Source organism: Nitrospira sp. MA-1, from assembly GCA_032139905.1.
GTDB lineage: Bacteria > Nitrospirota > Nitrospiria > Nitrospirales > UBA8639 > Nitrospira_E.
On record JAQJDB010000007.1, the window covers coordinates 765,772 to 791,871 of the forward strand.

The following is a 26,100-nucleotide window of genomic DNA, read 5'->3' on the forward strand; positions in this document are numbered from 1 at the left end:
CATATGCAGAAGGGATTGTGGAAAGCGTCATCCATGATGTTTCAATGAGGAGAACTATTGTGCATGGTCTACACCGAACAAGCATTATCATCATTGGGCTGATCATCCCACTGGTCCTTTCCGGATGCACCAATCATCCCACGAAAGCCGAAGCCGCCTCTCTCAAGCCGGTGGAGATTAAAGAATGGCAGGTGCCGTGGGACCAGACGAGACCGCGTGATCCGTATGTGGATCAACAGCAACGCGTGTGGTTCGTAGGGCAGGGAGGTGATTATATTGCCGTGCTTGACCCTGAGCTCGGGCAGTTTCACCAATTCAAACTGGATCCCGGCACCGGTCCGCACAATCTGATTGTGGATAAGGAAGGGCAGGTCTGGTATGCCGGTAATCGCGCCGCCCACATCGGTAAACTCGATCCATCCACCGGCAAGATCATTAAATATCCCATGCCCGATCCAAAAGCCCACGATCCGCATACGCTGGTGTTTGGCCATGATCGGGACATCTGGTTTACGGTCCAACAAGGGAATTTCGTGGGGCATCTCGATATGGCCACCGGAAAGATTCAACTCATGCCGCTCCCAACCGCACAGGCTCGCCCCTATGGCATGGTCCTGGGTCCCACCCAATCCCCATGGTTTACTGAATTCGGTAGCAACAAGTTAGGGACGGTAGATCAGGCGACAAAGACCGTTCGAGAAATTCCGCTCTCACGGAATGAAACGCGACCAAGACGATTGGGAGTCACCTCGGACGGCGTCATATGGTATGTGGATTATGCTGAAGGGTATCTTGGATACTACAACGCCAAAACAGGCGACATTCAGGAATGGTTGTCGCCGGGAGAAGCCGATGCCAAACCTTACGGGATGACCGTCGATGACCAGGACCGGGTGTGGTTCGTGGAAACCGGCGCCAACCCCAATCGCCTCGTCGGATTTGATACACGAACTCAAACGTTCATGAGTCTGACCGATATCCCCAGCGGCGGCGGAAGCGTTCGACATATGGTCTATCATCAACCAACCAAAACCATTTGGTTCGGCACGGATGCCAACACCATCGGTCGCGCCAAGATTCCCTAGAATCTCCTCATTGGCCCTCCTGTCATTTCGACCAGAGGGAAAAATCCTTTCTATGGCACATACCAATTATGTCTATCTCCTGACAAATTGGAACAACAATGTCATGTATGTAGGAATGACCAATAACTTAGAGCGCAGGATGTATGAACCTAAGAAGAAACTTGTGAAAGGGTTTACCCAAAAATGCAACATAAACAAACTCGTGTATTTTGAAGAAACTCAAGAAGTGAATGCAGCCATCATGCGAGAAAAAGAAATTAAAAAATTGAGGAGAGAGAAAAAAGACTCCTTAGTAAACGGCGAAAATCCACAATGGGAGGATTTAAGTCTCGAATTTCAGGATTCCTCACTTTGTTCGGAATGAGAATCTTGAGTGTGAATTCAAATCATGAGGAACCATTGCTGTTATTTATTCTTGTCTTATTCTTTTTTGAACAAAAATGATAAGGTGAAACAGCATCATTTGTAGAGCAATGACGAGCCGCCGTCATTAACCCAGGAGTTTTCATGTTCATGAAGCGATATTCGTCGGAATGCGCACCGGGACGATCCTGTTGCCGGTTCTTCCTTAGTGCCATCTTCGTCATGGCACTCCCACAATTAAGCCTTGGCGAGCCGGTTCATTCTTCCCGTTCATCAGAAGAAAATGCGGCATTGGGCCAATTGGGAAGCATTGAATTTCCCGCATCAGGGTCCACAGAAGCCCATCCCCATTTCCTAAGGGGCGTCGCGGCCTTGCATTCGTTCTGGTATGAAGAAGCCATCGATGCTTTTCGTCGAGCGACCACGATTGATCCAAATTTTGTGATGGGATATTGGGGTGAGGCGATGGCGAATAATCATCCTGTCTGGGGTGAAGAAAATGTTGAGGCCGCACGCGCGGCCCTGGGAAAAGTTTCCGATACGGCGTCGGCCACGGTCAGAGAACGTCGGTATCTCGAGGCGGTGATGACGTTATTCGGTGAGGGAGACAAGTTTGACCGCGATCAGGCGTATGCGGCCAGAATGGAAAGCCTTGCCAGTGAATACTCCGAAGATCTGGAAGCCACCTGCCTGTATGCCCTGTCCCTGCTCGGACTGGCTACTCACTATGATGAGAAGCCGGACCTTCAGGAAAAATATCGCGTTCAGGCGGGTGCCCTGACCTTAGGCGTGTATGGAGTCAATCCCAATCATCCGTGCGCCGCGCATTACACCATTCATGCCTTTGACGATCCGATTCACGCCATCCTGGCCCTGCCGCAAGCCAGACGCTATGCCAAAATCGCACCGGAGGCCCATCATGCGCAACATATGCCCGCCCATATTTTTGTTCAACTGGGTATGTGGGATGAAGCGGAGGCTTCCAACAAAGCCGGATGGAAAAGTTCACAGGCCTGGGTCAAGGACAAACAGTTGCCCTTATCCCTCCAGGATTACCATAGCCTGTACTGGTTACAGTATGCCTATCTCCAACAAGGCCGATACAACGCCGCCGCCGCCCTGATATTGGAGAAGCAACAGGATATGGCGCAATCGTCATCCGGCGAACAGACACAGGTCCTTGGCTATGACCGCAAAGTCAGCCGGAATTACGATCAGATGGTGGCCGCCTTTATTATAGAAACGGAACGATGGGAGCTAGCGGATCAGGCTTGGAATGTGAATGACCATCGCTTTGGTGACGAGTCGCCATCGATGTCCGTCTATATCCGCGAATTCGCGCAGAGCATGGCAACGCTCAGAAATCAATCAATCGCTCACCGGGTGCACCCCGGATTAAACTCGCCAGTCCAAGAGCCTACCACGGAAGCGACCGAACCGATCACTGTACAAATCTGGAAGCTGCAAATCGCGGCATTGAAACATCTTATCAACGGAGACCATTCACAGGCCCTACGGATGCTTGATCAGGCTACCGCTCTGGAAGAATCCCTTCCGCCTCCTTCCGGCCCACCAGATCTTATCAAGCCCACCAATGAACTCTATGGTGAAATACTGTTAGGCATCGACCGGCCGAAAGGGGCAAAGGAACAATTTGAACGATCGCTTTTATGGCATCCCAATCGGGCACGTTCAGTTTTAGGCCTGGCACGCGCGGCAGCTCAATTGGGACACATCCAGGCGACTCGTCAGGCTTATGCCACCTTCCTGAGCATATGGAGTCAGGCCGATTCGGATCTCCCCGAGTTGCAGGAAGCAAAAGAGTTCATTCAACAAGCTGTCCAGCAATAAAATCCACAGGGGTTTTTCACGACAGTAGTAATCGGGAAATTATCTTCTTTTCTTTTCGTTAAGTTTCATCTGTACTTTCTGGTAAGGGTTGGGTAATATTTTTCCAATTCCATGAAATTTTTATCCCTCAAAAATTTTGTACCAAAAATATTTTGTTTAGCGCATTATCACCGCTTTGAAAATCTTCGTAAAATTTTATTGAACTGAAAAATTAGGCTTAGTTAATTTAGGACAAAATTTAAGATAGAAGAACCTTATGAACGGAATTGACCCTTCTGCTTGTAAATATGCTCTGTCGAAAATTGATGATGGTTTTGCTTTTGAAAGCTTTGTCCATAGTTTTCTAGGGGGTATATTAGGACATACTTTTCTTCCAGCAGGTGGAATAAAGGATAAAGGCATAGATGGTCTCGACTACATGTTTCAAAAGGAAAACTCTGACAAGGTAATTTATCAATATTCAATTGAAAAGAATGCAGAGGGAAAGGCAACTCGGACGCTTGAACTGCTAAGGACTAACAAAATAAATTATACCGCCTTTACTTATGTGACAAATCAAGAAGTTTTTAATATTGAACGGTTAGTTCAAGATTTAATTGATAAGTTCAAAAAGCCCATTCAGATATATGACCTAAATTGGTTTGCATCCAAAGTGAATAACTCGCCTGCTACGGTGTCGGCTTATGAAGTATTTATTAAAGGGTACTTGCATGAATTTCAAAAGCCGGGGGCAAGTTTTGTCATTGGAGACCTTATTTCTGATCCACGACTGTATGTTTTTCTTCGCCAGCAGTGGGAGTCGAAGAGAGATGAGATTGAGCTTGATGAATTACTCGCAGATACCTTGATACTTTATGCCTTGGAAGGTACTGATCCTGATGAAAGTAAATTAAAATCCCGAGAGGAAATCCTTGAGACTATTAGTAAGCACTTAAAATTCGAGCCTAAGCTCTTAAATGCAAAGATTGAGGCTAGATTGCAAGTCTTATCCTCTAAACCGAATCGAAAAATAAAATGTCATGTAAAGGAAAATGCTTATTGTTTGTCATTTGAAGCTAGGCAGGACTTAGTCAATAAAAATTTCAATGATGCCGCACTCCATCAAGCTTTTCGAGATGGGGTGTATTCGATGTTAAAGGTTTATTTAAGAACTGAAAGCGTAAGAGTCCAAGATTGCGTTGAGTTGATTGATGGCACTCTGAATAAATTATTTTATAGGCAGGGCTTGGAGTTTTCCGATTTGGTAAGCACTGGTTGTAGTAAAGATGCTTTTGAGAAATCCTTGCCTGAAACAATTGCGGAGGTCGTGGATGAAAGTAAAGTCATAGTTAAAAATCGCCAAGCAGTAAAGCAGGCTCTGCTAATAACCATTAGGAACATAGTATATAACGGGACAGTTCAACAAAAGGAGTATTTGAAGTGCCTCGCTAATACCTACATGCTTTTATTTCTATTGCAATGTGATCCTAAAATTTCATTGTTTTTTGCCACCATGGCTGGAAGGTTAGAAGTATATGTCTGTACTTCGATTTTAATCCCAGCATTATCCGAAGTTTGCTTGGAGAAACCCAATCGTCGGTACTGGAATCTTTTGTGTGGCGCGAGAGACGCAGGCGTTAAGTTGAAAATAAATGAGATTATTCTTCGAGAGCTGGCCGCCCATTTTCGAAAGATCAGAAATATTTATATTTCAGAGTATGACGGAAGTGAGGAGCTTTACGATGATGAAATGAATATTATTTATATCAGAGAAATAATGATAAGGGCCTATTTTCATTCAAGGCTAAGAAAGCAAATTGGATCCTTTGATGAATTTATTGATAAATTCTGTAGTCCGGACTTGAAAAATTTGGAGCAGGATTTAATGTTTTGGCTAAAAGATACCTTTGGGGTTGAATTTATTCCCGAAGAGAATTCTGGCATAACCATAGATAATGGGGAATTTCATCGACTTGAAAAAGCACTAATAGAACAGGGAAGAGAAAAGCCGAAAGCCTTAACCGACGCAAAATTAATTTTGACGATTTTCGCTCTACGAGAAAAGAATAAAGAAAAAAGTCCAGAAAGTTGGTCAGGTTATCGGACCTGGTGGTTGTCAAGTGATAAACTAACTCAGAGAACAGTTAACCAGATATTTGAAAAAAAATATTCCATAAGTTGTTATATGCGACCAGACTTTTTGTACAATTACATTGCACTGGCTCCCCCTACGGGTGTTATCTCAAAAGTTTATCAGCACATTTTCCCTAATCTGTTGGGTGTGAACATATCACACAATCTACCGAATGATATTACTGTCACCGTACGAAAATTTATCAAAGAACATCAAGGCAAAGAAAAGTCACGAATTAAATCTACTCTTTGCACTTTAAGTGATCGATTGAAAAGTGATCCTGCCTATATGTCACGTGCCAAAGTTGAGCACTATTTCGACGAACAGAAAAGAATTCTTGCCCAACCCAATAATTAACGAGTGGGTGGTTTTGGCCTTTTGGTCGAACATCCAGGCATTGTATTTCCCACCTTCTTTGTGTGCAGTTTTTGTTTCTATCCAACACTAATTTTTCGTCCATTTTTGGGGTATTCCCTGACTCAAGTTATTCAAGGACAAGCTAGTATTTGGCATGGGCATGATTTGTTAGATCCAATATTAGAAGCAGGGGATTCCTATTCCCATTCTGCATTTTTAGGAGAGGATCGCAAAGTGACTCATTTCAATTGGTTCGCTTTGCCGGTAGGATTGAGGTATGATTCTTTATGATGATGAAACGACTTTCTCTCGTATTTCCTTTCCTGTGTGGAATCTTTTTTCTTATCGGGTGCACTTCTCTTCCGGCCTTGTCTGTCCAGCCTGAGTCGCCGGAAGTCCTGCTGGTCAATATCACTCCGTTAGACGCCACGATGTTTGAACAACGTTTGCAAGTCGACTTGCGCGTTCGGAATCCCAATGATTTTGATCTGGAGGTGACCGGCCTTGATTTCACCCTGCATCTCAACGATCAACGGCTCGCCCGTGGTCTGACCAATAAGGCCTCGACTATTCCGAGGCTGGGGGATGCCGTCATTTCCGTCGAGACCACGACCTCCACACTTGATGTGATACGCCAACTCCTTCAACTCTCCCAACGGCAGGAGGTCTCTTATCAGGTCGACGGTATCCTGTATGCCCAAGGGGCCAAGTTGCCATTTGAAAACAAGGGGGTCTTACTTGATACAAACGAAATCTCCGGTTCATCTCCCGGTTCCTGACTGAGCATGTTCTCTCCTCTTACGGGGATTTCCTCTCCTGAATTTCTATAATCCAGCCTATTTTCCCACGTTTCAAAAGTGCTTTAACTGGTATTGAGGGTAGATTGCACTCCTTCTACCCACTGAAGCTGAAAGAAGGCCACCCTTTTTCTGTGGGTCCTTCTGGATTTTCCGTGGGTAAAAGGATGAGTTGCGGGTTGGTGATTTTCAAACTCTTTGGGATGGCGGAAAGACTTATAGACGGGACACGTGGTTGCTGGCTCTATTCGCTACTCTACACATGGTTCTCTTCAGAGATCCGATGCCTGCTACCCTCCCTCTGGGCGGAGGCTCGTATCAATCGGCGGGCCTTGTTTGAGCCCTTCGGCGTGGGTCAGGACAGGCTCCGCGAGTTGGCCAGCCTTCCCTGTCATTGCGTCCGTCCATTCTGACGCGGCGGGTAGGGCATCATTGGTTTTGGGTCCTTTTGCCAAAACAAAAGGGCCTGGGCTGCCGGGGCGAAACTCGGCCACACCACGAATCGCTAGGACGGACACAGTAGGTGGCTAGTGGAAAGGGTTATCTCGAAAAGTCATACACCGAGTTAGCATGATCCACGGAAAACCCGAACGCGCCTTTCTGTGGAGGGCGAGAGCACCGAGCCGAAGCAAGATGCGAAAAAAGCTTCCTTGTCGGTATCCCATCATTTAAGTGTGGTCCCCTTCTTCCTCCTCAGGCATTATTGGTTTCAATAGACTGCAATGTTGTTTCAGGATATACTTGCCTTATTAACTCTTTTGAAGTGATGTCCTCATGTCTCTTTTCATTGAAGAACAAGAACTCAACCGATTGCCTGTGACTATCGATCAGGACACCATGAGCGGTGCCCCGGTATTTCAAGGTACACGAGTTCCGGTAGACGCTCTGATTACAAATTTAGAAGCTGGGCTTACCTTAGATGAGTTTCTTGAGAATTTCCCTTCGGTCTCCCGTGACCAAGCGTTACAGATTCTTGAATTTTCCAAGTCCACCCTTCTGAAGCTTGCTCACAAATCTTGACCATTTTGCTGGATGAATCGGTTCCCCGCGTGATTAAAACGCATCTTGGGGAATTTTCTATTTCTACTGTTCAGGAGATGGGATGGTCCGGTATGAGAAATGGTCAATTGCTCATTGCAGCAAGTCAACAATTCACCATTTTCATTACTGCAGACCAAAAGCTTCGTTATCAACAAAATTTGAAGAATAACCAATTGTCAATCATTGTCCTTCCCACTAACCAGGTCCCCATGGTCATGACTCTTCTGCCAACTATCCGGGAAACGATTGTGATGATTCAGCCCGGCACATTAATTGAACTTTCGATGCCTTAAGTCTCTCCTCATCTCACGTCATTGAGGGTGTTTTAATCAGGTTTCGCAACCCGCGATCTTTATTGTCGAGGTACTATAGAACTTATCTTTTACATTGAACCTTTTCCTCACTCTCTCTTTGTCCCCCTTCTGACCTAAACCTCAAAGAGGCGAGGATGACCCCAAGAGTTTTGTTGTAAGAAAAATATTATACAGGCGATGGCTCTTCTGAATGTATGATCCTCCACTTTTTCTGGATGCTGTGGTGACTGCCATTCACTAAATTTCAATGACATCTTCGAAATGAATCATATTTACCATCAACCTCTCGCTGTCGAGGGAGATGGGATTGAACTAGAGTAAGCTGAGAGAAATCGTTCCCGATTGATTCCCCACAATTGCTTGTGGTCTTCCTCCTCGGGCACAATCTCTTTCGATTGCCATGACATTTATCCCAAGTCAGGGAAAGGAGATAGACCATATGAGTTTGTTTGTTGATCGGATGATACGGGCGGCTAAACTCGATGTTCACCTCTATGAGGAGGTGGAAGCTGATAGGCGTTCGATGAGTCAGGCGATGGGCGTCGTCGTGTTATCCAGCCTGGCCGGTGGAATCGGGTTTATGCAGGAGGCCGGTATGGTGGGACTGGTCATTGGCACGGTCGGGTCCCTGCTTGGATGGTATGTGTGGGCATTCATGACTTTCCTCATTGGCACGAAGCTTCTTCCGGAACCACAAACTCATGCTGACCATGGTGAACTCCTACGGACGATCGGCTTTTCGAGTGCCCCTGGTCTGATTCGGGTTTTCGGCATTATCCCCGGCATCAGCGGGTTTGTGAACCTTCTTGCCGGTGTGTGGATGCTCGTGGCCATGATCATTGCGGTGCGGCAAGCCTTGGATTACCAGAGCACCTACCGCGCCATTGGTGTGTGTCTTATCGGATGGATTATTCAGGCCCTCTTGCTCGCCTTGCTTGTAACCACGATGGGCGGGGTACCTGAACTCATGCTGGACCAACCGTGACCTCTCTCAACAGACCTCTTGGAAATGATCAACCGCCCCGAGGTGCGTGATGACCTGCATCCGGCCCCGCGCGAAGTTGCCGCAAGCCACGTGGCGATTCTACGGAGTTGCACTTGCCGGCATGACGCTCTGGCTGGGATGTGCTTCGTCGCCGCCAGGAGTTGCACCGGTATCCTGTGAGATCTCCCATCTGCAGACGAGTGAGCTTCCTGAGCGTGGCATCTCCGCTCACCGCGGGGGGCAGTTGGGATGTCCGGTGAATACGGTCGGTGCGTTTCAGCGAGCCATTTGTCTTGGCGTTCACCAGATCGAACTGGATGTGCGATCGACCGCCGATGCGGTCCTTGTTGTTTCACATGATGATCTTGTGAGAGACAGGGAGGGGCGGGCGTTGCGCATTTCCGAGTCGACTGTCGCTGACGTCCAAAACCTGAAGCTCGATTCATGTACAGGTGAGAGAGCAGGTCAGCATATTCCCACATTTGAAGAGGCTCTTGCCGTCATGCCATACAATATCTGGATCAATGTGGATATCAAAGAGAATAATCCCCTGGTTGGGAGGCTTGTTGCCGAAACGGTCGCCAAAGCCCAACGCTTCAATCAGGTGATTTTTGGCGCGCGCGACGAAACCGATCTGGCTGTGCGGCGCGTGGCAGGGGAGGCCGACGAAGAGGGTTGGATCGCCAACATGAGCCGGGAGGTTTTCCGTTTCCAGTATGTGGACACCACCATTCATTCCTGTGACGAGTTCATTCAGCTGTCCTTTTTGCGTGGCCGGCCAGGCCGCGAGACCATTGACCAACTGAAGCAGGCAGGAGTCTATGTGAACTATTCCTGGCTTCGTGGGGAAGACGAGAACGAGCTTAGACAAGACATTGCGGATCTCACTGACCGCGGGGTGGACTTTGTGTTAGTCGATCATGCCGGGCAGGCCATGGAGGCGGCATGCGCCATAGGGATTCCCCCGGTGGTTCCGCACTGGAATGGCACTGCTCCCTTTACTTGCAGCGAGCCTCCTCGCTGCCCACCTGCGCTGTAACTGGTCTCATGCCTTTTTACTATTAGAGCCCCCGGCTTAAAGGGTCTTTACGAAACGGCAACAGCCAGGTTGTTTTCTCCTGCCCCGACAATGTGTTACATGGTATGGGATAAAACACAATGGCACGTCTGTGAATCATCCCGTTCGCGTTCTACAATTACACTTCAGTTCTTTATTCACCTGACCACACATGGAATATGATGAATCAATCAACCCGAATTGAAATTCCCGGATCGGATTCTAAACTCATTGTCGGGGATCGCATTCCCGGGCAGGAACGAGAATTGCTTTTTGTGACCGGTTTTCTTTCCAAGCGGTGGGGCAATAAAAGCAAGGCGTTGGCCGATTTGTGTCGAGAGCGAGGCTGGGGATTTTGCTGTTTTGATTTTCGTGGAAATGGCGAATCGGAAGGCGCGTTCGCCGACTATACCCTGCTCGACTGGCTGGAGGATGCGCGAAGCGTGACGAAGATGCTGGCCGATGGTCCGCCTGTGACCATTATCGGATCATCGTTAGGTGGGTGGCTGGCATGGCTCCTTGGACAGGAGTTTTCGCACGTGCAACAATTGGTGCTCCTGGCTCCGGCGTTTAATATGATGGGGAAACGCGCGAAGGATATTTCTCCTGAGCGACGCCAACAGTGGCAGGAGACCGGATGGATGCCCTGGGATGATGACGCCTTGCATAAGGACTTTCCACTCTCGTGGAAATGGGTGGAGGAAAGCGAGGCGTTATGGGCCAGGAGATTGGATTCGCCCAGGAGGGTATCCACCCGCATTGTGCATGGGCTTCAGGACGTCGTAATTCTTCCCAAAGGGAGTTGGGAATTTGTTGAACACCTTCTCACGCAAGATCCGCAGTATCCAATCGAGCTGCTGTTGAAGACCGGGGATCATCGGTTTAGCAGCCCCGCTAATCTTCAGACATTCCTGGAAGTCGCTCATCGGCTTCAGTAGGAAATCAGACCCTGTTGTTAACAGGCTACAGATTCTCTGCCATCTCCTTTCAGCGCTATTTCTTCCTCGGGAATGTATGAACTTCAGAAGGGACAGATTATTATGCCTGCACCGGGCCATCCTCATGCCATAACCATTACGCCCAATCCGAATCAGGTCAAGGTGACGTTAACGGCACCGTCATTGCGGACACCAGTCGGGCGCTGATATTGCGATGGGCCAGTGCCATAGGCTCAATACCTCCCGCGTGAAGATGTGACTATGTCTTATCTAAGCCCCACGACTCACTCTACACATTGCCCCTTTAAAGGTGACGAGTCCTATTTCACCGTGAGCGTGAATGGCAAAACGGCGGAGAATGCGGCCTGGACGTTTGAGTCTCCCTTGGTCTCCGTGGCTGACATCAAGGATTACATCACTTTTTATTCAGAGAAGATGGATGCGATTGAGGAATTTCCTCAAACCTCATGATGCTTAAGTGTTGAATCTTTTAGGGGCCAATATGGATTTTCCCCCACGGTGGGATCATGTGTCCTACGCTCTCGCATGGCCATTGCCAGGTATGAGAAAGAGGCTATTTTTTATTGGCTGTTTCAATTAGGATAGTGGTATCTCGTCTCTAGGCCTAACATCTTCATCATTATTCACTTTTTCCGGGGGAGGTATGTCATGCCGATCTATGTGAGTTTAGTGAATTTTACCCATGACGGGCTGATGACCATGAAGGACAAGGGTGTGAAGCGGTCGGACATGGTGAAGAAAAATGTCGAATCCTTGGGCGGGAAAATGCTTCATGCCTTTTATTGCCTGGGAGAATATGATGTGGTGGCCATTTTAGAATTTCCCAATAATCGCGCGGCCATGAAGGCCGGTGTGCTCAATGCCTCAATGGGGCACATTCGCATTAAAACAATGCCGGCGGTATCCCGCGATGAGTGGAAATCGGTCCTGAGTGAAACCTGGGGCAAATCCAAAAAGAAGAAGTGATAGTGGCCTTCTCTCCACATCCTTTGTAATCGGGCCGGCCAATGCGTGACTTTTCTGTTCTGTAAGAGAGGAAGGCCTCGTTCGCCGTCAGGCGCCTGTTTGTTTTTCCATGGCATGTTCGTGGTTGTGAACCTTGGCCCTTGGACTTCATAATCTTTTATCAGATCGTTAGGTCATACTTGGCGGTGTCTCACTGTTGAAGAACAGATTCATCCTGTCGCAAGGAGGTATCTTATGGGGCCAACGAAAGCTGTCGTAAAAGACTTCGCGATCTATGATGCCAAAACCGGGAAACTGATTAAGGACGGGTTCCCTTCTCCTGAGGCGATTCAGGACTATGCGGCCCATCATTACCTGGTTCTTCCTGTGGTGAATAAAGACTGTCAACCATGGATGCTCGATGGTCAACCCATTTTTTGTTTACGCGGCACTCGCTATGAAAACATCAAGGATGAAGTATTGCATCTGGCACGATGTCCGGATTGTGGTGGTATGGGTATCCGGGCTGACGAACCGGTGGTTGAATCCGATTGTATCCGGTGCGTGTCCTGCGGCCATGAGTTTGATACCCGCTTGGAGATGATGGAAAGTTGAGGTAATGTAGTCTGTAACCTGGAATGTTCTTCCCGATTGTTTCGCTTTGAACAACTATGTTGATTGGCGACTGCCTTCAAGTTCACAGGAGACCGTCTAGCCTCATACCGTCTTTCTCCATCTTCATGGGGTCCTTATCTTTACACTCCTTTCATGATGCTCTTTCCTTCCGACCATCCCTATTTCCATGTTCTCCATATTCTCTTCCGATAGTGACTTGTCTCGAGCGTTGGCCTGATCCTGGGCGTAGCAGTGGATTAGCGGTCGCCTCGAATCTCTGGAGATACCCTCATCCTCATCCTTTCCAGGAGAAAAGCCATGCCCAATGCGAAACGGGAAAAGCCCTGCTATTTGTGTAAGGAATCAGGGTCTGAAAGTCTAAGCTATTTGGTTTGCATACAATGTTCCCGGCACTTTTGTCGCTTTCATGGCGACCCGCAAATGGATGAATGTATCAAATGTCTCGAAGGGAACGAAAAAACCTAGAGGTTCTGAAAAAGGCAGTCTTCCACCATTGAGCTCATGAGGGGCCAATTTCTCAGTAAAACAATCTTGTATTCATTGGTCTTCCTGAGCCCCCTTCGACGGATTTTATCCTGAGGAAAAGGCGAAGGACTCAGGGCAGGCATGGCGAAGGATCTGTGTTCAGATCGATCCTCCTTACGACTGAGGCATATTCCGTCTGCAGAAAATCCGTTTGGGAAGTCTGACATTAGAGGAGAGCGTCTCGGGTTTCCGGTGTCTCCAGGCTGATGCGACCCAGCGTGCCGTTGCGGAATTCCGTCAAGAGAATTTTTGCCGCTTTTTCCCGATCCAATTCTCCGCCCTTGCCTTTCCGCAGACATCCACGTTTGGTGGCGATGGCTTCGAGCACCCCCATGCTATCCAGACCCTCTGTGAGGAAGCCGTAACGTTTCGTCAGCAAAGTAGGGTAGCGCGCGAGAAGGATGGTGACCAGAAACTCGGCGATTTCTTCCTCGACCATCACCTTGGCGGTGACCGCGTGGATGGTGGCGAGCAAGAGTCCGACGGCAGGATTTTCGATTTTTGGCCACAAGAGGCCGGGTGAGTCGATAAGCGTCATGTGGTCGTTCAGGGTGTGGCGTTGCTGAACTTTGGTCACGGCAGGTTCATTGCCGACTTTGGCGAGGCGGCGTTTAAGGAGGCTATTCATGAGCGTGGATTTGCCGACATTGGGGATGCCCATGATCAGCATGCGAAGCGGCTTGCTGGTGCTGTGACGGTGCGGGGCAAGAAGTTGACACAGACCTGGTATTTTGGCGGCCTGGCCGGCATGGTTACAGGAGAGTGCGACGGCGTTGACGTCAGGTTCCCGGTTGAATTCGTTCAGCCAGGTTTGAGTGACGGCGGGGTCGGCGAGGTCGGCTTTGTTGAGCACTTTCAAACAGGGACGCTGGCGGTGCAGCCGCAATTCCGTGATTAACGGGTTGCTGCTGGCGTCCGGCATACGCGCATCCAGTATTTCGACCAGGACATCGATGGCTTCCATCGCTTTGGCCGCTTCCTTGCGCGCGACATTCATGTGGCCGGGAAACCATTGTATGGACATGTGTAAGAGACTTCCTGGGAAAAATGACCTCAGAGGGGATAAATCTTATGGACCCATTGCATGACTTTATGGAGTTCGGTTTCGGTCATGGCTGTGCGCGATTTTCGAAACTGCGAATAGACCGCCCGGTTCACCGTGCCATGGGACAATTTTTTTGATTGCTCGTGGGCACGGACATGCTGTTCAATTTTTTTCCGCAAACGATCTAATCGTTCTTTCGGGGTCTCCTGGTTGGTTTCCATTTGACCCGGTGCGGCCAGGTTCGCCCACAATCCCTGATTGCGCATTTCGAGGACGCCGGACCGCAAGGGTTGAATGCTTGATTCGGCCCGATCGGTCGGAAGGAGGCCCGGTGCATCGGGGGATGTCCCTTCTCCGAGAGGCTGTGTCGATGAGGGGCTGTCGGCAAGCGCCGTGGTCCGTTGGGCCAGGATATATCCCAAGCATTCACGGAATGGCCGGTCGTCCGGAGCATAAATATAAGCCCGTTGCTCTGCATAAGGTCCCGCCAGCGGATCCATGCGTGTGGCTCGATGCACGACCTGTTCGATCCATGGCTTGGTCCGGATATGGGTTAAACAGATAAGATGGGTAATGGCCGGCACATCCAGGCCTTCATAGGCCATGGCCACGGTAATCAGGCAATCCACGGCTCCGCTACCCTGTCGTTTAAAGGCTTTGATCGCCTGATAGGCTGCCGTGGAATCCTCGCTCGTGGCAATTCTGGCCGGCACGCCTCGTTCCTGAAGCCAGGCCGTATACTTTTGCGCCTGCTCAATATTGGCTGCCACCACGAGGAGCTTCGATCGGGAATGGGTCGTGCGATGGACCTGCCAATCCTTCACGCCCGTGCTCAAGAGTTCCAGGGCTGCTTCGGTTTTCAGCGCCGTCAGAAGTGCTGCTGCGGTCTGTTTTCCTGCATGTGCCAGGCTTTCAACATGGTGCTCGGCTCCCTGAGCGTCTAACCAGGTCGCCTGACAGTTTGCGTAATGGACGGTCAAATCAATGCAGGCATGTTCACGCAGGGCATCGGCTAAGGTGTAATGAATGACGGCCCGGGATTCTGTATTGTCCCAATCAAGCCGGTTTCCCCGGTCGGTGGTGGAATACGGCAGGAAGGCGATGGGTGTGCCTTCACCACGTTCGAACGTTCCGCTCATCAATACTCGCAGTGCTGCCCGGTCGTAGAGCGGCTGAATGGCCTCATGCCACAGGCCACCCTCTTCGAGATGGTGTGGTTCATCCAGAACGAGGATGTATCGCTTGCGGCGGAATTCTTTGGCGTTGATCTTGCGCGTGTCGGCTGCCAGGGCCTGATAGGTGGTGACATAGGCCGCACACCCTCTTGTGGGATTTTCCTGGTTGGTAGTCATCATGGCCTCCAGCCGATGCCCTAAGAGTGCCCGGTGGCTGGGATCCTGAAAACCGCGCGCACCCTGGTCCTGTAAGACACTGCGAGGGACAATCCAGCACAGGGCGTCGGCAATGGCTGGAATCAGACGGGAAGCCAGGATCTGAGGCAACAGGCTTTTGCCTCCACCGGGGGTGACCGCACAGACAATGTCTGTCAGGCCTCGTCCGCCTAATATTTTCTCGCAGATGTCCGCTAATTCCTTCTGGTGGCGCCGTAGCTCCATGCTTATCCCTCGGCCATCTCCAGTGGAGTGGTTGGATGCTCAGGAATGCGACGGGCCTTGCCCTTCTGTGATGGAGGGACGTGCGATTTCGAACGATTGCGGGCGCTAACGGGATCCTCAATGTTGCCACATTGAAGGCAACGGTCCATGAGGACTAACTGACTGCTGCCCTCTCTATCATAAACGGACTCTTTCACAATCAGTCCACCACATCGCTTACAGGCCATAAACAATTTCCTTTCTTGAAAAAGACATTCGTTGTCACTGGGAGGGCCTCATTCCGTTCGAGTCCTTCCCTGAGATCTTCCCTGATCTGATGCTGGGCTTTACCGACGACTGAAGCCCGGAATCACCCTTATTGGGGCTGTTGAAAAAAGCCGCCAGCGGCGTTCTCGCCATTTTTCCGTGCTCACGTACTGGAAGTACGCTCTGCGCGCAAAAATGACTGCGGCCTTGCTGGACGAACCCTTCGAAAGCCTCAGGACATGCCTTTTTGAACCGCCCCGAGGCCTCTAATATGCAACGTGCCTGTGGGTCAATATGCTCTTGGAAATTATTATTCAACACTCCCTTATTTGGGAACATGCGACCGATACAAAAGTGGCACAGGTGTACCGGAAGGTTTCTGGTTCCCCATCCCTCTGTGAACCATTGAGAAAATTTCAATCGATGATTGTGAAATGAACCTGGAAAGCGAAGCGGTCTTCCCTCTCCCAGGGATCCAACTGTTGATGGAATGGACCCGGAAACTATGGGTCAGCGTTACATTCTCTGCCGGCATGTGGCCATACTCTTCAAGGCCACCGTAGGGGAATTACCCGATCTGTATCACTTTCTGCTTTTGCCTTTCGCTCATGTCTGTGAACAAGATAGAAACTTTTCAATCAAGCACTTGTTTAGGGTGGATAGACATACCCAAAATGTCAACAATTTGCAATCGAAAAATGACGCGCTGCCTTAAAAATTGAGCGATTTACACGGTCGGATTCCCTATCGATATCCCAAGAATGGCTGAGGTGTCTTTTGAGCTGAGAATAATGGATTGTAAACCCATCCACTGAGCGAGGCTAGACCCCCCGGAAATTATTCCGAGCCCTCCATCCCGTTCCCGGGGTAGAGGTGACAAAGATTGGCTTCCCATTGCCAGGAGGTTCGGTCATGCGGTAGGCTCCCTTTCCCTTGTTACGGATCAGCGTCCGCTCCCCGCGTCGGTGCGAGATGCACGCCCTCCCTGACGTTCACGCCAATCGCATGATGATGGTCTCACGCCTCTCCCGGCTATGACAGACTGAAATCGTTGGCGTCATATCTGTGCCCTCGGGGCTTTGCCTGTGCGTCCTATGTCTTGAAATGACTTGAGAAGATGGCTACCTAAGGAGAAGAACGATGCCAAAAGCGAAACGAGAAAAGAATTGTTATGTGTGTGAGAATGCCGAGTTAATTCGAATGAGTTTTATGACTTGCCGGCAATGCGCTCGTCATTTTTGTAGTCGTCATGGTGACCCCAAAATGGATGAATGTACCAATTGTCTTGATGGCGATGAGGAAACTTAGACCGGCTCACCAACAGTTGGGTCGGGCCTTCTCCAGCAGGGAGCATTGACTCGGGCCATCCAGAAACCGGGATTGCACCTTATGGTGCAATCCGAACGATGAGCAGCGAATGAAAGGGGCAGGAGTGCGCGGCTTGAGAATGGCAATCATCCGGACTGATTCGTGTTCGGATGTCTGGTCTCAATCCCATTGAGATCGCGAACATTCACCCCACATCTGAGGTCAATCGTCTTTCCACACATCCTCTCAATTTTATACACTAAGCGGGCATTGAGACGCTATTCTCTGACCCGGTCTCCTCTAACTCCTTAGAAGGAGAGAATAGGGTAGGACTTCTATCAAGTCCGCCACACGTGTTGGGTATAGCCATGGGTCTTAATCTCCAGGCTTAGGGCTAAGACGGTCAGAACATTCTATGTGTATCTCTGATTCGTTACGCACCCGGAGTGGTATTCCGATTGCCCTTCGGAAATCACAATCCCCCCTGAAAGTTCTGTGTGTGCTACTGCTGTTGATCATATCGCTGTCCGGTTGCAGTCGACAGCATGTGGGCGGGACGGATGATGTTCCCAAAACCGAATCGGCGATTATTGTGGTGCCGGGGTATTACGGCACGCGTTTAGTCCGCGAAGCGGACCGCAGTGTGGTTTTCATTTCCCTCACCCAGGCGTTGTTCGGTCGTCAATCGTTAACACTTCCCGTTCCTGAATTGGGATTTAAGGGGACAATCGATTTGCAACCCGATGGCATTCTTGATGAGGTTCGAGTCGTCCCGCTTTTGTACTCCATTGACGTCTATGGCTCCTTGCTGGACCGACTCCGGGTCTCCAACCAGAGGAGTGGGGAAGTGATCCCCTTTACCTATGATTGGCGGGGAGATCTGATGGAGGCTGTCCGAAGCCTGGACGTTCTTATACGCCGACTCCGGGGCGAGGGAAAGAAAGATATCTCTATTGTCGCGCACAGTATGGGAGGCCTGATTGTCAGCTACTACCTTCGGTATGGTGTCCAGGATATCGATAGGGCCGTGGAGACCTGGAAGGGAGCGGGGGAGTTCAACCGCGTGGTGTTGGTCGGTGTGCCGTTCCTCGGAGCCATGAATTCGCTTCGAAACATGAATTATGGGGCGACCATCGGTTGGAACTCCTCACTGCTGAGCTACGAGGCCTACGCGTCCTTCCCGGCCAGTTACTATCTCTTACCGGTTGCCGATTCCGATGAACTGATCACTTCGGAATGGGAGCTCTTGCGAGGGGTGATCAGAAATGCCGGGCAATGGCAACGGTCCGGATGGGGACTGCTCAGGAATACGGAAGGTTTGCCCAACGACATCGTTGAGCGGCGTGCGAGCTATACGTCCTTTTGGCTCGATCGATCGCAACGCTTTTTGGAACTTCTTCAGCAGCCTCAATCCACACCAAGTCAGAAGCATCCTTCCCTGATCTATCTGTACGCGAAAGGCACACCGACCTTGGCCAAAGGTGTGTGGACGGGGAATCAGGGTGGTCAAGGTATTGATTCCTTGTTCTTTGATAATTCCGATTTGGCTGGGACAGAGTCTCCTGGAAAGTTTCCTACCGTCTATGCTGATGGAGATGGAACGGTTACGGTATCATCCGCATGGCTTCCGGCAGCCTATCGTCGAGCCTTTCAAACTACTATACGGGATTATGAGGTGGGACATACCGAATTGGTCAAGACCCCGGACATCCAAGACGATATCATAAGATTTCTGGATCCCCGGTAGTACCCCGGAGGGTCGTGGATATAAGATTCGTGGCCCACCCTTCAGGTGTTTGGTGCGCGCGCATCTTGAGTGACGAGGCAGAGAGGGGAGTTATACGTGGCATTTCCCTACGCTTTCAAACGACGTTTCGTTTGCACGATTTTGAGGTCAGTGGTTCCCTTCCACACCTTCTGGCTTTGGCTGCTGGAAGTACAATTGGTGGTAATCTGATGATTACTGCTGCGGCCAGTAATGTGACTATCATCCAGCGGGTGGAGCAGGAAGGTCACACCATGAGTTTCAGGACTTTTGATTAAAGCGGGGTATGGTTGGCGAATCTCCACAGGCTTGTCTACGCGGTGTATCTGGAATTGAGTTCGGGATAGGTGAGTGCTTCGGCAAGCGGCATCGCCCGCCTCAACTCCTACGACGATGCTGTGCGGCAAGGAGTTTATGGAGAGAGCGCACGGATATAACGCACCAGGTCCAGGACCTGTTCATCGGTGAAGGTGTCCGCCCAGCCATGCATTTCGGCCCTTCCTTTCTTGATAATGGAAAAGAGTTCCTGGTCGGTTTTGGTCTGAGTCATTTGCGAGGTCAAATTGGCTGGGTCCTGTTCCAGGAAAGGACGTAAGGCGCCTCTGCCGTCCCGCTGTGGGCCATGACAGTCCTGGCAATATTGGAGAAAGAGCGCTTTGCCGGGTTGGGCCTGTTCCTGTTCAGCGAAAGCCGGGGGAAGGAGGATTATACCCATGGCTGTGATCAGGAGAACAAAGCACATCAATGGGCCCAAGCGTCTCATGGAAAAAAGATTCAGGAATCCACCAAATATCCTTAGGGGCAGAAAAGGAATGTGCACCGTCCCGGTCGAGTTCGCTATCTTATCGCCCTGAATGGTGCACGGGCGAATGTTTGTTCCCTTGACTATTTCTTGACCAGTACGGCGGTTTTTGCCGCACCTCCCCCCGTCACCACGCTCACAAATAACATTCCAGTGGCGACGCTGTCGGGCACGGTTACTTCTATTTTATCATCACCTTGAAGGGTGAATTCCGTTGCCTTTACGGGTCCAAACGTGACCTCATGCAGGCAATCTTTTTTCTTTCCGAAATGTTCTCCCATAATGACTATTTTAGCGCCTGCCTGAAACTCATCCGGTTCGATTTTGGTGATGGTGGGTCGATAGGTCGGATCGCATACTGGATCATCTTTGAGGGTTTGCTCGCTGGACACGGTAGGCGATTCGGATGTGCCCATAATCGCGGTGTCGTTTTGAGGGGAAGGGCTTGATTGGGCTTTTGCCTCGCTCATCCACATGGAGGTTAATCCTAAAACAGCTGGCAGTATGATAACGAATAATGTCGCGACCCTCATATAGTAATCCTTTCAGAAAAAAATGAGAATAAAGCCGCACCGTTTGAGTTAGGCGTATTAAAGCCTGTTTGAATCCACGAAAGCTAGCCCCCGGAAAAATCAGCGTGATCCTCTTTTGGGGGTAATTTTAGGGCGATGAAGGTTCATAAGGCGCTATTCGTCTGATGTAGGCGGTGACGGCGCGAATATCTTCGATGCTGAGTGTGTCCCACCATCCGTGCATTGGACTGAATGCCAGCCCCCAGATGATCGCTGACCGAAGGTCCGTCTCCGATTTGGCTCGGGATTCCATGCGTTGAAAGTTGGCGGGTGGCACGATGAGCGAGGCCGCGTCCGGTCCATCGCCTTTTCCCTGGACCCCGTGACATCTCACGCAGTGGGCTTGATACACGGCCTCTCCTTGGAAGAGATCGGCTTGCGGCTCCTGGGCTCCACTGGGTATGGCCCACCCGATCAGCAGAATTAAACTCCAAAGCATGATGCGAGATTTCATATGGTGTCTCTCCTTGTGAGTGTCCATGCGGTATGATCGAGTGAGGCATGGGATCGGACGGGGTTCATCATTATTTTTAGTTTGAGATATCTTGGGTTTCCGGCGCGGGCGTGCCGGGGGGTTGGTTCCCTGCCATTCGACTCTAGCCATTTAGTCTTGATGCGACCATTGGTAGGTGATCTTCTCTTTGAAATCCCGATAAAGATATTTGCCCAGGCGTTGGGCAAAGTGTTCGGTGGTCGTGTCGGTATCCGCCCCGTCAGTTCTTTATTCTTGTACAAAATGGAACGCCTTTGCCTTTTGGGTATCGTTATCATCTTTGCCTCGTTTTTATGATGATTACATTACTCTGTAAACTGCATTCCTATAAATGGATAAATCCAATTTTCATGCCGTAAAGGGGAACCGAATCGTTCTGGATAGAATTAATGGAAAAAGGCCCACACAGGGTTTTTGAAAGTTGACTTGCTGGTTGGATAGGAAGGCGGATTAAAACTGTACCATCATGCCCCATGCCGGAAGAGTTCATCCGTCCCACTTTTCCCCAAAATCAAGTTCCAGGTGGTGAAGGATTTCTGGAGAAATTGAATTAGGAAATGGTTCCCAACGTCCTGTCGCCTAATTTCCATGAGAGGATATACCCACCATCGCCTTGGATTGCAGGCTTCAGTTTTTCCACGGTATCAAGATGTGTCGTGAGGGCTATAGCTTGGTCGTTGTGGAGGGCTGTGGTCTTTGAGCTGTCTTGATTTGTGCGAAGGGCGCAATCTTATTGGATTAATATCTCATTCACTGTTAAAAAGAGCCGATTAATCAGTTCCCCAGATAAGGAACCAACGCCTGTTGCCACTAAAGCTGACAACAGAATGCTGATGAAAATGATGAATAGAAATCTCATGACGTTCTCTTTTTCTGGGGTTATCCTGATTTATCCAATTATTATTTGATGACTTCAGTGTGCCTTTCAATCATTCTCTTGAAACCCAATAGATGATGTGTTCTCCACATGATCTCAGATGTCATGGAGTGCCGCAGTGGTTGCAATTTATAGCTGGAGTAAGACCGTCATGAATATGACTCAAAGGAAGGGGAATCACGGTCCATGGCCACCAGCATAGAGTCAGGTGGGGTTTCGCAATCGGCGGGAATCCAATCTGGGTGCTATTTGCTATGTTTAGATGCAGTCTGACAGGGAAAATCGTGAATATTACTGGGCTGACTTGTGCCTTTGGCCTTACCTGAAAGGCCTCCAGAATGGGTATGGCAATCAGTCTAACTTCATGTTCGATACGTGAAATGGAGATAGGGGGAATGGCACAGTGATTTTGTTCAAACTTCCAGTTTCAGCAGGAAGTTTGGGGGGAGTCGATTTTGTGAACAGAGGAACCGCTTGAGCTTACTGGTTGGAAAGATTGTGGATCTGTTGTTCCAGTTCTTCGATGCGGTCCAACAATTCCAAAGCTACGCTGACTCCCGGCCAGTTAATCCCTAAGTCTCGATGTAATCTGAGCCCCCGACTTAACCGGTCAATGGCGTCCTCGGGAAACAACACCATCCCCTCCGGGTCCGGGTCCGGTGGTTGAATAATTTCCCATTGCAAACAGACCTCCAGCATGTCTTCGCCGATCCCTAAGCGGGTACAGACTTCTTCACGGCGAATTCTCCCGAAGGTGATGATTTCCGCGGTAACCTGTTCTAAGGATGGTTCTGAGTCGTCAGTCATTGGCGGCCTCCCGAAGAAGGGTTGAACGGGGATCAGGGTGATCGAACTTAGCTAATTGCTCATAGAGTTGTTGTTCCTCGGGAGAAGGAGTCTCAGGAGTGACGATGTCCAGAACCACAAATTGATCTCCATGCCCTCCTGTTCGTTTGGGCAGTCCCTTGCCCTTCAACCGCATTCGTTGTTGGGATTGGCTCCCGGCGGGAACTTTTAGACGGACCGTTCCTGATAAGGTGGGCACCGGAATGTCGGTGCCCAATACGGCCTCCCACGGCCAAAGCGGGAGAGTGACCACAATATCTGAATCTTTGCGTTGAAACACGGGATGAGGGGCAATTTGTACATGAAAGAATAAATCCCCTGGTGGTCCTCCTCCTCGACCAGGCGCGCCTTTTCCTTTCACCCGAAGTCGTTCGCCATCCCGCACTCCGGCCGGAATGCGAACTTCGATTGAGCGAGGCGTTCCCCCGGCATCAGGAAGATTCAAGGCCCGTCGTGTACCCGTGAAGGCTTCCCGGAGTGAGATCGGCAGATTGGCTTCCAGGTCCGCCCCTGCCATGGCGAATCCCCGAAAGCCGGCCCCTTCCCGTTGAGCCCCCTGACGGAACATGCTTTCAAAGATATCACTGAAATCAGCGCCTCCCTGGTTATATCCGCCGGGTCCTCCCCCTGGATACGCTCCGCCGCCCTGTTGGCGGGCCCGTTCATAGGCCTCGGCTTCCTTCCAGTTCATGCCGTATTGATCGTATTTTTTTCTGTTTTCCTCATCCCCTAAGACTTCATAGGCTTCATTCAGCTCTTTGAATTTCTTTTCCATTTCCGTCTTTTTTTCGCCGGGATGCAAGTCCGGATGATATTGGCGTGCCAGCCGACGATAGGCTTTTTTGAGTTCTTTGGCATCGACGGTTTTTTTCACCCCCAGTATGTCGTAAAAATCTTTTTGTGCGGATGCCATAAATGAAAATCCTTGACTAGTTTAAAAATGATCCGGGCTCACAGAAAACACCATGATGCCTCATAACTGTAAAGCTAGCCTTTTTCCCCAAAAAAAGACAAGAGCCAACTTTTTCTGATAAGCATCCCATGGCCTACCTTTGAGCAGGCGGAATGTTAATCGCCGGTAGACAGAATGATGAGACAGGGGATTCGTTCGAGCGAAAGGAATACGGCGATGACATTTTCTCACTGTGGAATTTGAGGGCTGGGGATTTCGTGCCCAGGAGATCCTTTTCATTTGATCGCAGATTTCTGCGGTGGCAGAGTTTTCAGTTGTCTACCGTTATATGGTCACGTTGGATAATTCAGAAAATTGATTATTACCCGCCCAGATGCCAATTTTAATAATGGCTTCAAACGTGTGTTGGTTCAGCTTCTACCCTTGTACCCCAACGTATTATCCTTTTGCTACCTCCCGACTCTATGACATGTTCACAAATATGTATTAGGGGGTAACGGAGAGAAAGATGGTGCTCCGTCCGCGTTGGAGGAGCAGCAAAACTCTATCTTTGGATCCGAGTTTCCCTGTTAACCGTTGAAAGTCATCCGCATTGTTGACGGCTTCACGGTTAATTTCAAGAATAATGTCACCTTCCCGTATGCCGGCCCGGAAAGCGGAACTCTCGGGATCAACCTTAGTCACTTTCATGCCCTTTTCCCCTAAGGGCATGGATTCCGCGGTAATCCCGGATAGGGCATGATGTCCTCTCAATTCTCCTGTCGAGGCGAGGGCCCTGACATCTTTAGGCATTTCAGAAAGAGTCACTTGTACTTCACGGGGGTTTCCATCCCGGAGGACATGTAATGTTACGGGGGAGTTGGGCACACTTTCCGCCACCAAAGATCGGAGATGCCGAGTGTCGGCCACAGTCTGCGAATCATATTTCCGAATGATATCTCCGCGTTGGATGCCGGCCTTTTTGGCAGGGCTGTCTTCCATCACTTCGCTGACCAGGGCCCCCTGCGTATCAGGAGTATCAAATTGGGTTTGGAGATCTGGGGTGAGGTCCTGAATCGAAACGCCCAGCCATCCTCTGACCACCTTCCCATGTTCAATAAGGCTGGCCTGAATAGACTTGGCCATGTTGCTGGGAATGGCAAAACCAACGCCCATATATCCCCCGGAGCGGCTAAAGATGGCAGTATTGATCCCGATCAACTCTCCCTGGAGATTCACTAAGGCCCCACCCGAGTTACCGGGATTGATCGCCGCATCGGTCTGAATGAAGTCTTCATAATCGACAATCCCCACATTGGCCCGACCCACCGCACTGACAATTCCCATGGTGACGGTTTGGTTCAGCCCAAATGGATTGCCAACGGCCATCACAATTTCACCGACCTGTAGTTGATGGGAATCTCCCCATGGCAAGACAGGCAGATCCTGGGCATCTATTTTGAGTAGAGCCAAATCCGTTTTGGGATCAGTGCCTATGACCTTGGCTGAAAAGGTTCGCTTATCGGATAACAGCACTTCAATGGCATCACTATTTTCAATCACATGATTATTCGTGATGATATGCCCATCGTCACTCACAATGACTCCCGAACCTCCTCCTTCTTGACGAGGGGAGGGAGGCGGTTCGAACCGCCGGTCAAATTCATCCCCAAAAAATCGACGGAAGAAGGGATCATCAAAAAATGGTGATCGCAATGTTTCCGGACTTTTGGCGGTGCCGGTTGTGGAAATATTGACCACAGCGGGACGCGCCAGCTTGGCCACCCGAATAAGGGCGGTGCTCTGAGCCTGGGCGTCTTGTTGCCCAAATGAGAGTGCACCAGACACTAAGGGTTGTGATGAGGAATCCGAAAGAGGCGTCCCGCTAACTTTCAATTGTGGTGAGAGGCCTGGCAGGAGACTGGAGTCCCCAGCGATTCCCAGGCCCAAACATATACCAGCGATGAGCAGGGCCATGCCAATGAAGGTGAAGATACCCACGCGCCGTCCATTCCATTTTTGAGCTAGTTGGGATTGACTCATCATTGGACCTCACGAAGAAAATTCGACTATGTGAAAAGAGCTTCATACACGCAGTCTTGTTTCACATCAAGAATGATCAAGCCTAAAGGTTCTAAAATAAATAAAAATTTATGTCTGTTTCCTGACTAGTTCATTCAATAAATCCAAGGAACCATTTCAGAATCAGCGCATCGATAAATATGATCGCGACAATACAACCCATGGTAATTAATTCAAACATCGGACACCTCCCTTTATTAGATACATAGGGGTCGGAGCCGGTTGTATCCCGAATGCGTGGAATGCTCCTCCATGTCTTTCAAATAAGACTAAAAATTCCTATGGTCAAGAGGTGGGAGTCCTGAAAATTCCGTTCCACGGGAACGTTCGAAATCCTATATCCGGCCTATATCTATATTGATGTAGGCGCCCATGGTTTATGAATTTAGACAGTTCTAAGGCCTGAACAGTTGCCTTTTCTAGCACACACTGGTTACGAAACGCCCTAATTACCTAATTCTGCTGAACATTTTTCCTTAAAATCACCATGGAACATTGCCGGTCCGAAGCAGTTTCTTGACTTGATAT

General features: G+C 49.7%; 23 protein-coding genes and 1 pseudogene. 15 read left to right on the forward strand and 9 right to left on the reverse strand.

Translation table 11 applies throughout. The features are described 5' to 3' along the window. The first annotated feature begins 59 nt into the window (after positions 1–59). From PJI16_16260 to PJI16_16320, 13 genes and pseudogenes are all read left to right on the forward strand, one after another. Positions 60–1,085: a lyase gene (locus PJI16_16260; GenBank protein MDT3779120.1), complete on the forward strand. Its 1,026-nt coding sequence runs from the start codon at positions 60–62 to the stop codon at positions 1,083–1,085. 52 nt (positions 1,086–1,137) lie between these two features. Next, positions 1,138–1,449: a GIY-YIG nuclease family protein gene (locus PJI16_16265; protein ID MDT3779121.1), complete on the forward strand. Its 312-nt coding sequence runs from the start codon at positions 1,138–1,140 to the stop codon at positions 1,447–1,449. Positions 1,450–1,598: 149 nt separating this feature from the next. Next, positions 1,599–3,299, forward strand: coding sequence for a hypothetical protein (locus PJI16_16270; GenBank protein ID MDT3779122.1), 1,701 nt, complete (start codon positions 1,599–1,601; stop codon positions 3,297–3,299). 256 nt (positions 3,300–3,555) lie between these two features. Then, entirely contained in the window at positions 3,556–5,769 is a 2,214-nt protein-coding gene (locus PJI16_16275; protein MDT3779123.1) for a hypothetical protein, read from the forward strand. 287 nt (positions 5,770–6,056) lie between these two features. Then, positions 6,057–6,548: an LEA type 2 family protein gene (locus tag PJI16_16280; protein MDT3779124.1), complete on the forward strand. Its 492-nt coding sequence runs from the start codon at positions 6,057–6,059 to the stop codon at positions 6,546–6,548. A gap of 792 nt (positions 6,549–7,340) precedes the next feature. Continuing rightward, positions 7,341–7,586 carry a DUF433 domain-containing protein gene (locus tag PJI16_16285; GenBank protein MDT3779125.1) on the forward strand — a complete coding sequence of 82 codons (246 nt, stop codon included), beginning with the start codon at positions 7,341–7,343 and terminating at the stop codon, positions 7,584–7,586. 92 nt (positions 7,587–7,678) lie between these two features. Continuing rightward, positions 7,679–7,900, forward strand: a complete 222-nt coding sequence (locus PJI16_16290) for a hypothetical protein (protein MDT3779126.1) — start codon at positions 7,679–7,681, stop codon at positions 7,898–7,900. Positions 7,901–8,360: 460 nt separating this feature from the next. Next, a complete protein-coding gene (locus PJI16_16295; GenBank protein MDT3779127.1) occupies positions 8,361–8,906 on the forward strand; it encodes a hypothetical protein in 546 nt (181 codons plus the stop codon). A gap of 49 nt (positions 8,907–8,955) precedes the next feature. Beyond that, positions 8,956–9,945, forward strand: a complete 990-nt coding sequence (locus tag PJI16_16300) for a glycerophosphodiester phosphodiesterase family protein (GenBank protein ID MDT3779128.1) — start codon at positions 8,956–8,958, stop codon at positions 9,943–9,945. A gap of 197 nt (positions 9,946–10,142) precedes the next feature. Beyond that, positions 10,143–10,901 carry an alpha/beta fold hydrolase gene (locus PJI16_16305; protein ID MDT3779129.1) on the forward strand — a complete coding sequence of 253 codons (759 nt, stop codon included), beginning with the start codon at positions 10,143–10,145 and terminating at the stop codon, positions 10,899–10,901. A 249-nt stretch (positions 10,902–11,150) separates the two neighbouring features. Next, positions 11,151–11,372, forward strand: a pseudogene (locus PJI16_16310) (DUF427 domain-containing protein). A 198-nt stretch (positions 11,373–11,570) separates the two neighbouring features. After that, entirely contained in the window at positions 11,571–11,888 is a 318-nt protein-coding gene (locus PJI16_16315; GenBank protein MDT3779130.1) for a GYD domain-containing protein, read from the forward strand. A gap of 234 nt (positions 11,889–12,122) precedes the next feature. After that, the gene (locus PJI16_16320; protein MDT3779131.1) at positions 12,123–12,482 is read left to right on the forward strand and encodes a hypothetical protein; all 360 of its coding nucleotides are present in this window, start codon (positions 12,123–12,125) and stop codon (positions 12,480–12,482) included. Positions 12,483–13,194: 712 nt separating this feature from the next. On the opposite strand, the gene ylqF is transcribed toward PJI16_16320, so the two are convergent. From ylqF to PJI16_16335, 3 genes are read right to left on the reverse strand one after another with little or no spacing between them, the layout of a single operon-like run. Then, positions 13,195–14,052, reverse strand: coding sequence for a ribosome biogenesis GTPase YlqF (gene ylqF / locus PJI16_16325; protein ID MDT3779132.1), 858 nt, complete (start codon positions 14,050–14,052; stop codon positions 13,195–13,197). A 29-nt stretch (positions 14,053–14,081) separates the two neighbouring features. Further along, positions 14,082–15,689, reverse strand: coding sequence for a DEAD/DEAH box helicase family protein (locus PJI16_16330; protein MDT3779133.1), 1,608 nt, complete (start codon positions 15,687–15,689; stop codon positions 14,082–14,084). A gap of 2 nt (positions 15,690–15,691) precedes the next feature. Then, positions 15,692–15,916: a hypothetical protein gene (locus tag PJI16_16335; protein MDT3779134.1), complete on the reverse strand. Its 225-nt coding sequence runs from the start codon at positions 15,914–15,916 to the stop codon at positions 15,692–15,694. A gap of 1,742 nt (positions 15,917–17,658) precedes the next feature. Here PJI16_16335 and PJI16_16340 point away from each other — a divergent pair. Continuing rightward, complete coding sequence (locus PJI16_16340; GenBank protein ID MDT3779135.1) at positions 17,659–18,990, forward strand: hypothetical protein; 1,332 nt, start codon at positions 17,659–17,661, stop codon at positions 18,988–18,990. A gap of 14 nt (positions 18,991–19,004) precedes the next feature. After that, the gene (locus PJI16_16345) at positions 19,005–19,286 is read left to right on the forward strand and encodes a hypothetical protein (protein MDT3779136.1); all 282 of its coding nucleotides are present in this window, start codon (positions 19,005–19,007) and stop codon (positions 19,284–19,286) included. 134 nt (positions 19,287–19,420) lie between these two features. On the opposite strand, the gene PJI16_16350 is transcribed toward PJI16_16345, so the two are convergent. From PJI16_16350 to PJI16_16375, 6 genes are all read right to left on the reverse strand, one after another. Continuing rightward, a complete protein-coding gene (locus PJI16_16350; protein ID MDT3779137.1) occupies positions 19,421–19,723 on the reverse strand; it encodes a cytochrome c in 303 nt (100 codons plus the stop codon). A gap of 170 nt (positions 19,724–19,893) precedes the next feature. Next, positions 19,894–20,286, reverse strand: a complete 393-nt coding sequence (locus PJI16_16355; GenBank protein ID MDT3779138.1) for an IPT/TIG domain-containing protein — start codon at positions 20,284–20,286, stop codon at positions 19,894–19,896. A gap of 184 nt (positions 20,287–20,470) precedes the next feature. Continuing rightward, a complete protein-coding gene (locus tag PJI16_16360) occupies positions 20,471–20,836 on the reverse strand; it encodes a cytochrome c (GenBank protein ID MDT3779139.1) in 366 nt (121 codons plus the stop codon). 1,396 nt (positions 20,837–22,232) lie between these two features. Then, positions 22,233–22,559, reverse strand: a complete 327-nt coding sequence (locus PJI16_16365; protein ID MDT3779140.1) for a chaperone modulator CbpM — start codon at positions 22,557–22,559, stop codon at positions 22,233–22,235. Then, on the reverse strand, positions 22,552–23,511 hold the full coding sequence (locus PJI16_16370) for a J domain-containing protein (protein MDT3779141.1): 960 nt from the start codon (positions 23,509–23,511) through the stop codon (positions 22,552–22,554). The genes PJI16_16365 and PJI16_16370 overlap by 8 nt, the downstream gene beginning before the upstream one ends. A 486-nt stretch (positions 23,512–23,997) precedes the next feature. Beyond that, positions 23,998–25,536: a DegQ family serine endoprotease gene (locus tag PJI16_16375; protein MDT3779142.1), complete on the reverse strand. Its 1,539-nt coding sequence runs from the start codon at positions 25,534–25,536 to the stop codon at positions 23,998–24,000. Between the last annotated feature and the right edge of the window lie 564 nt (positions 25,537–26,100).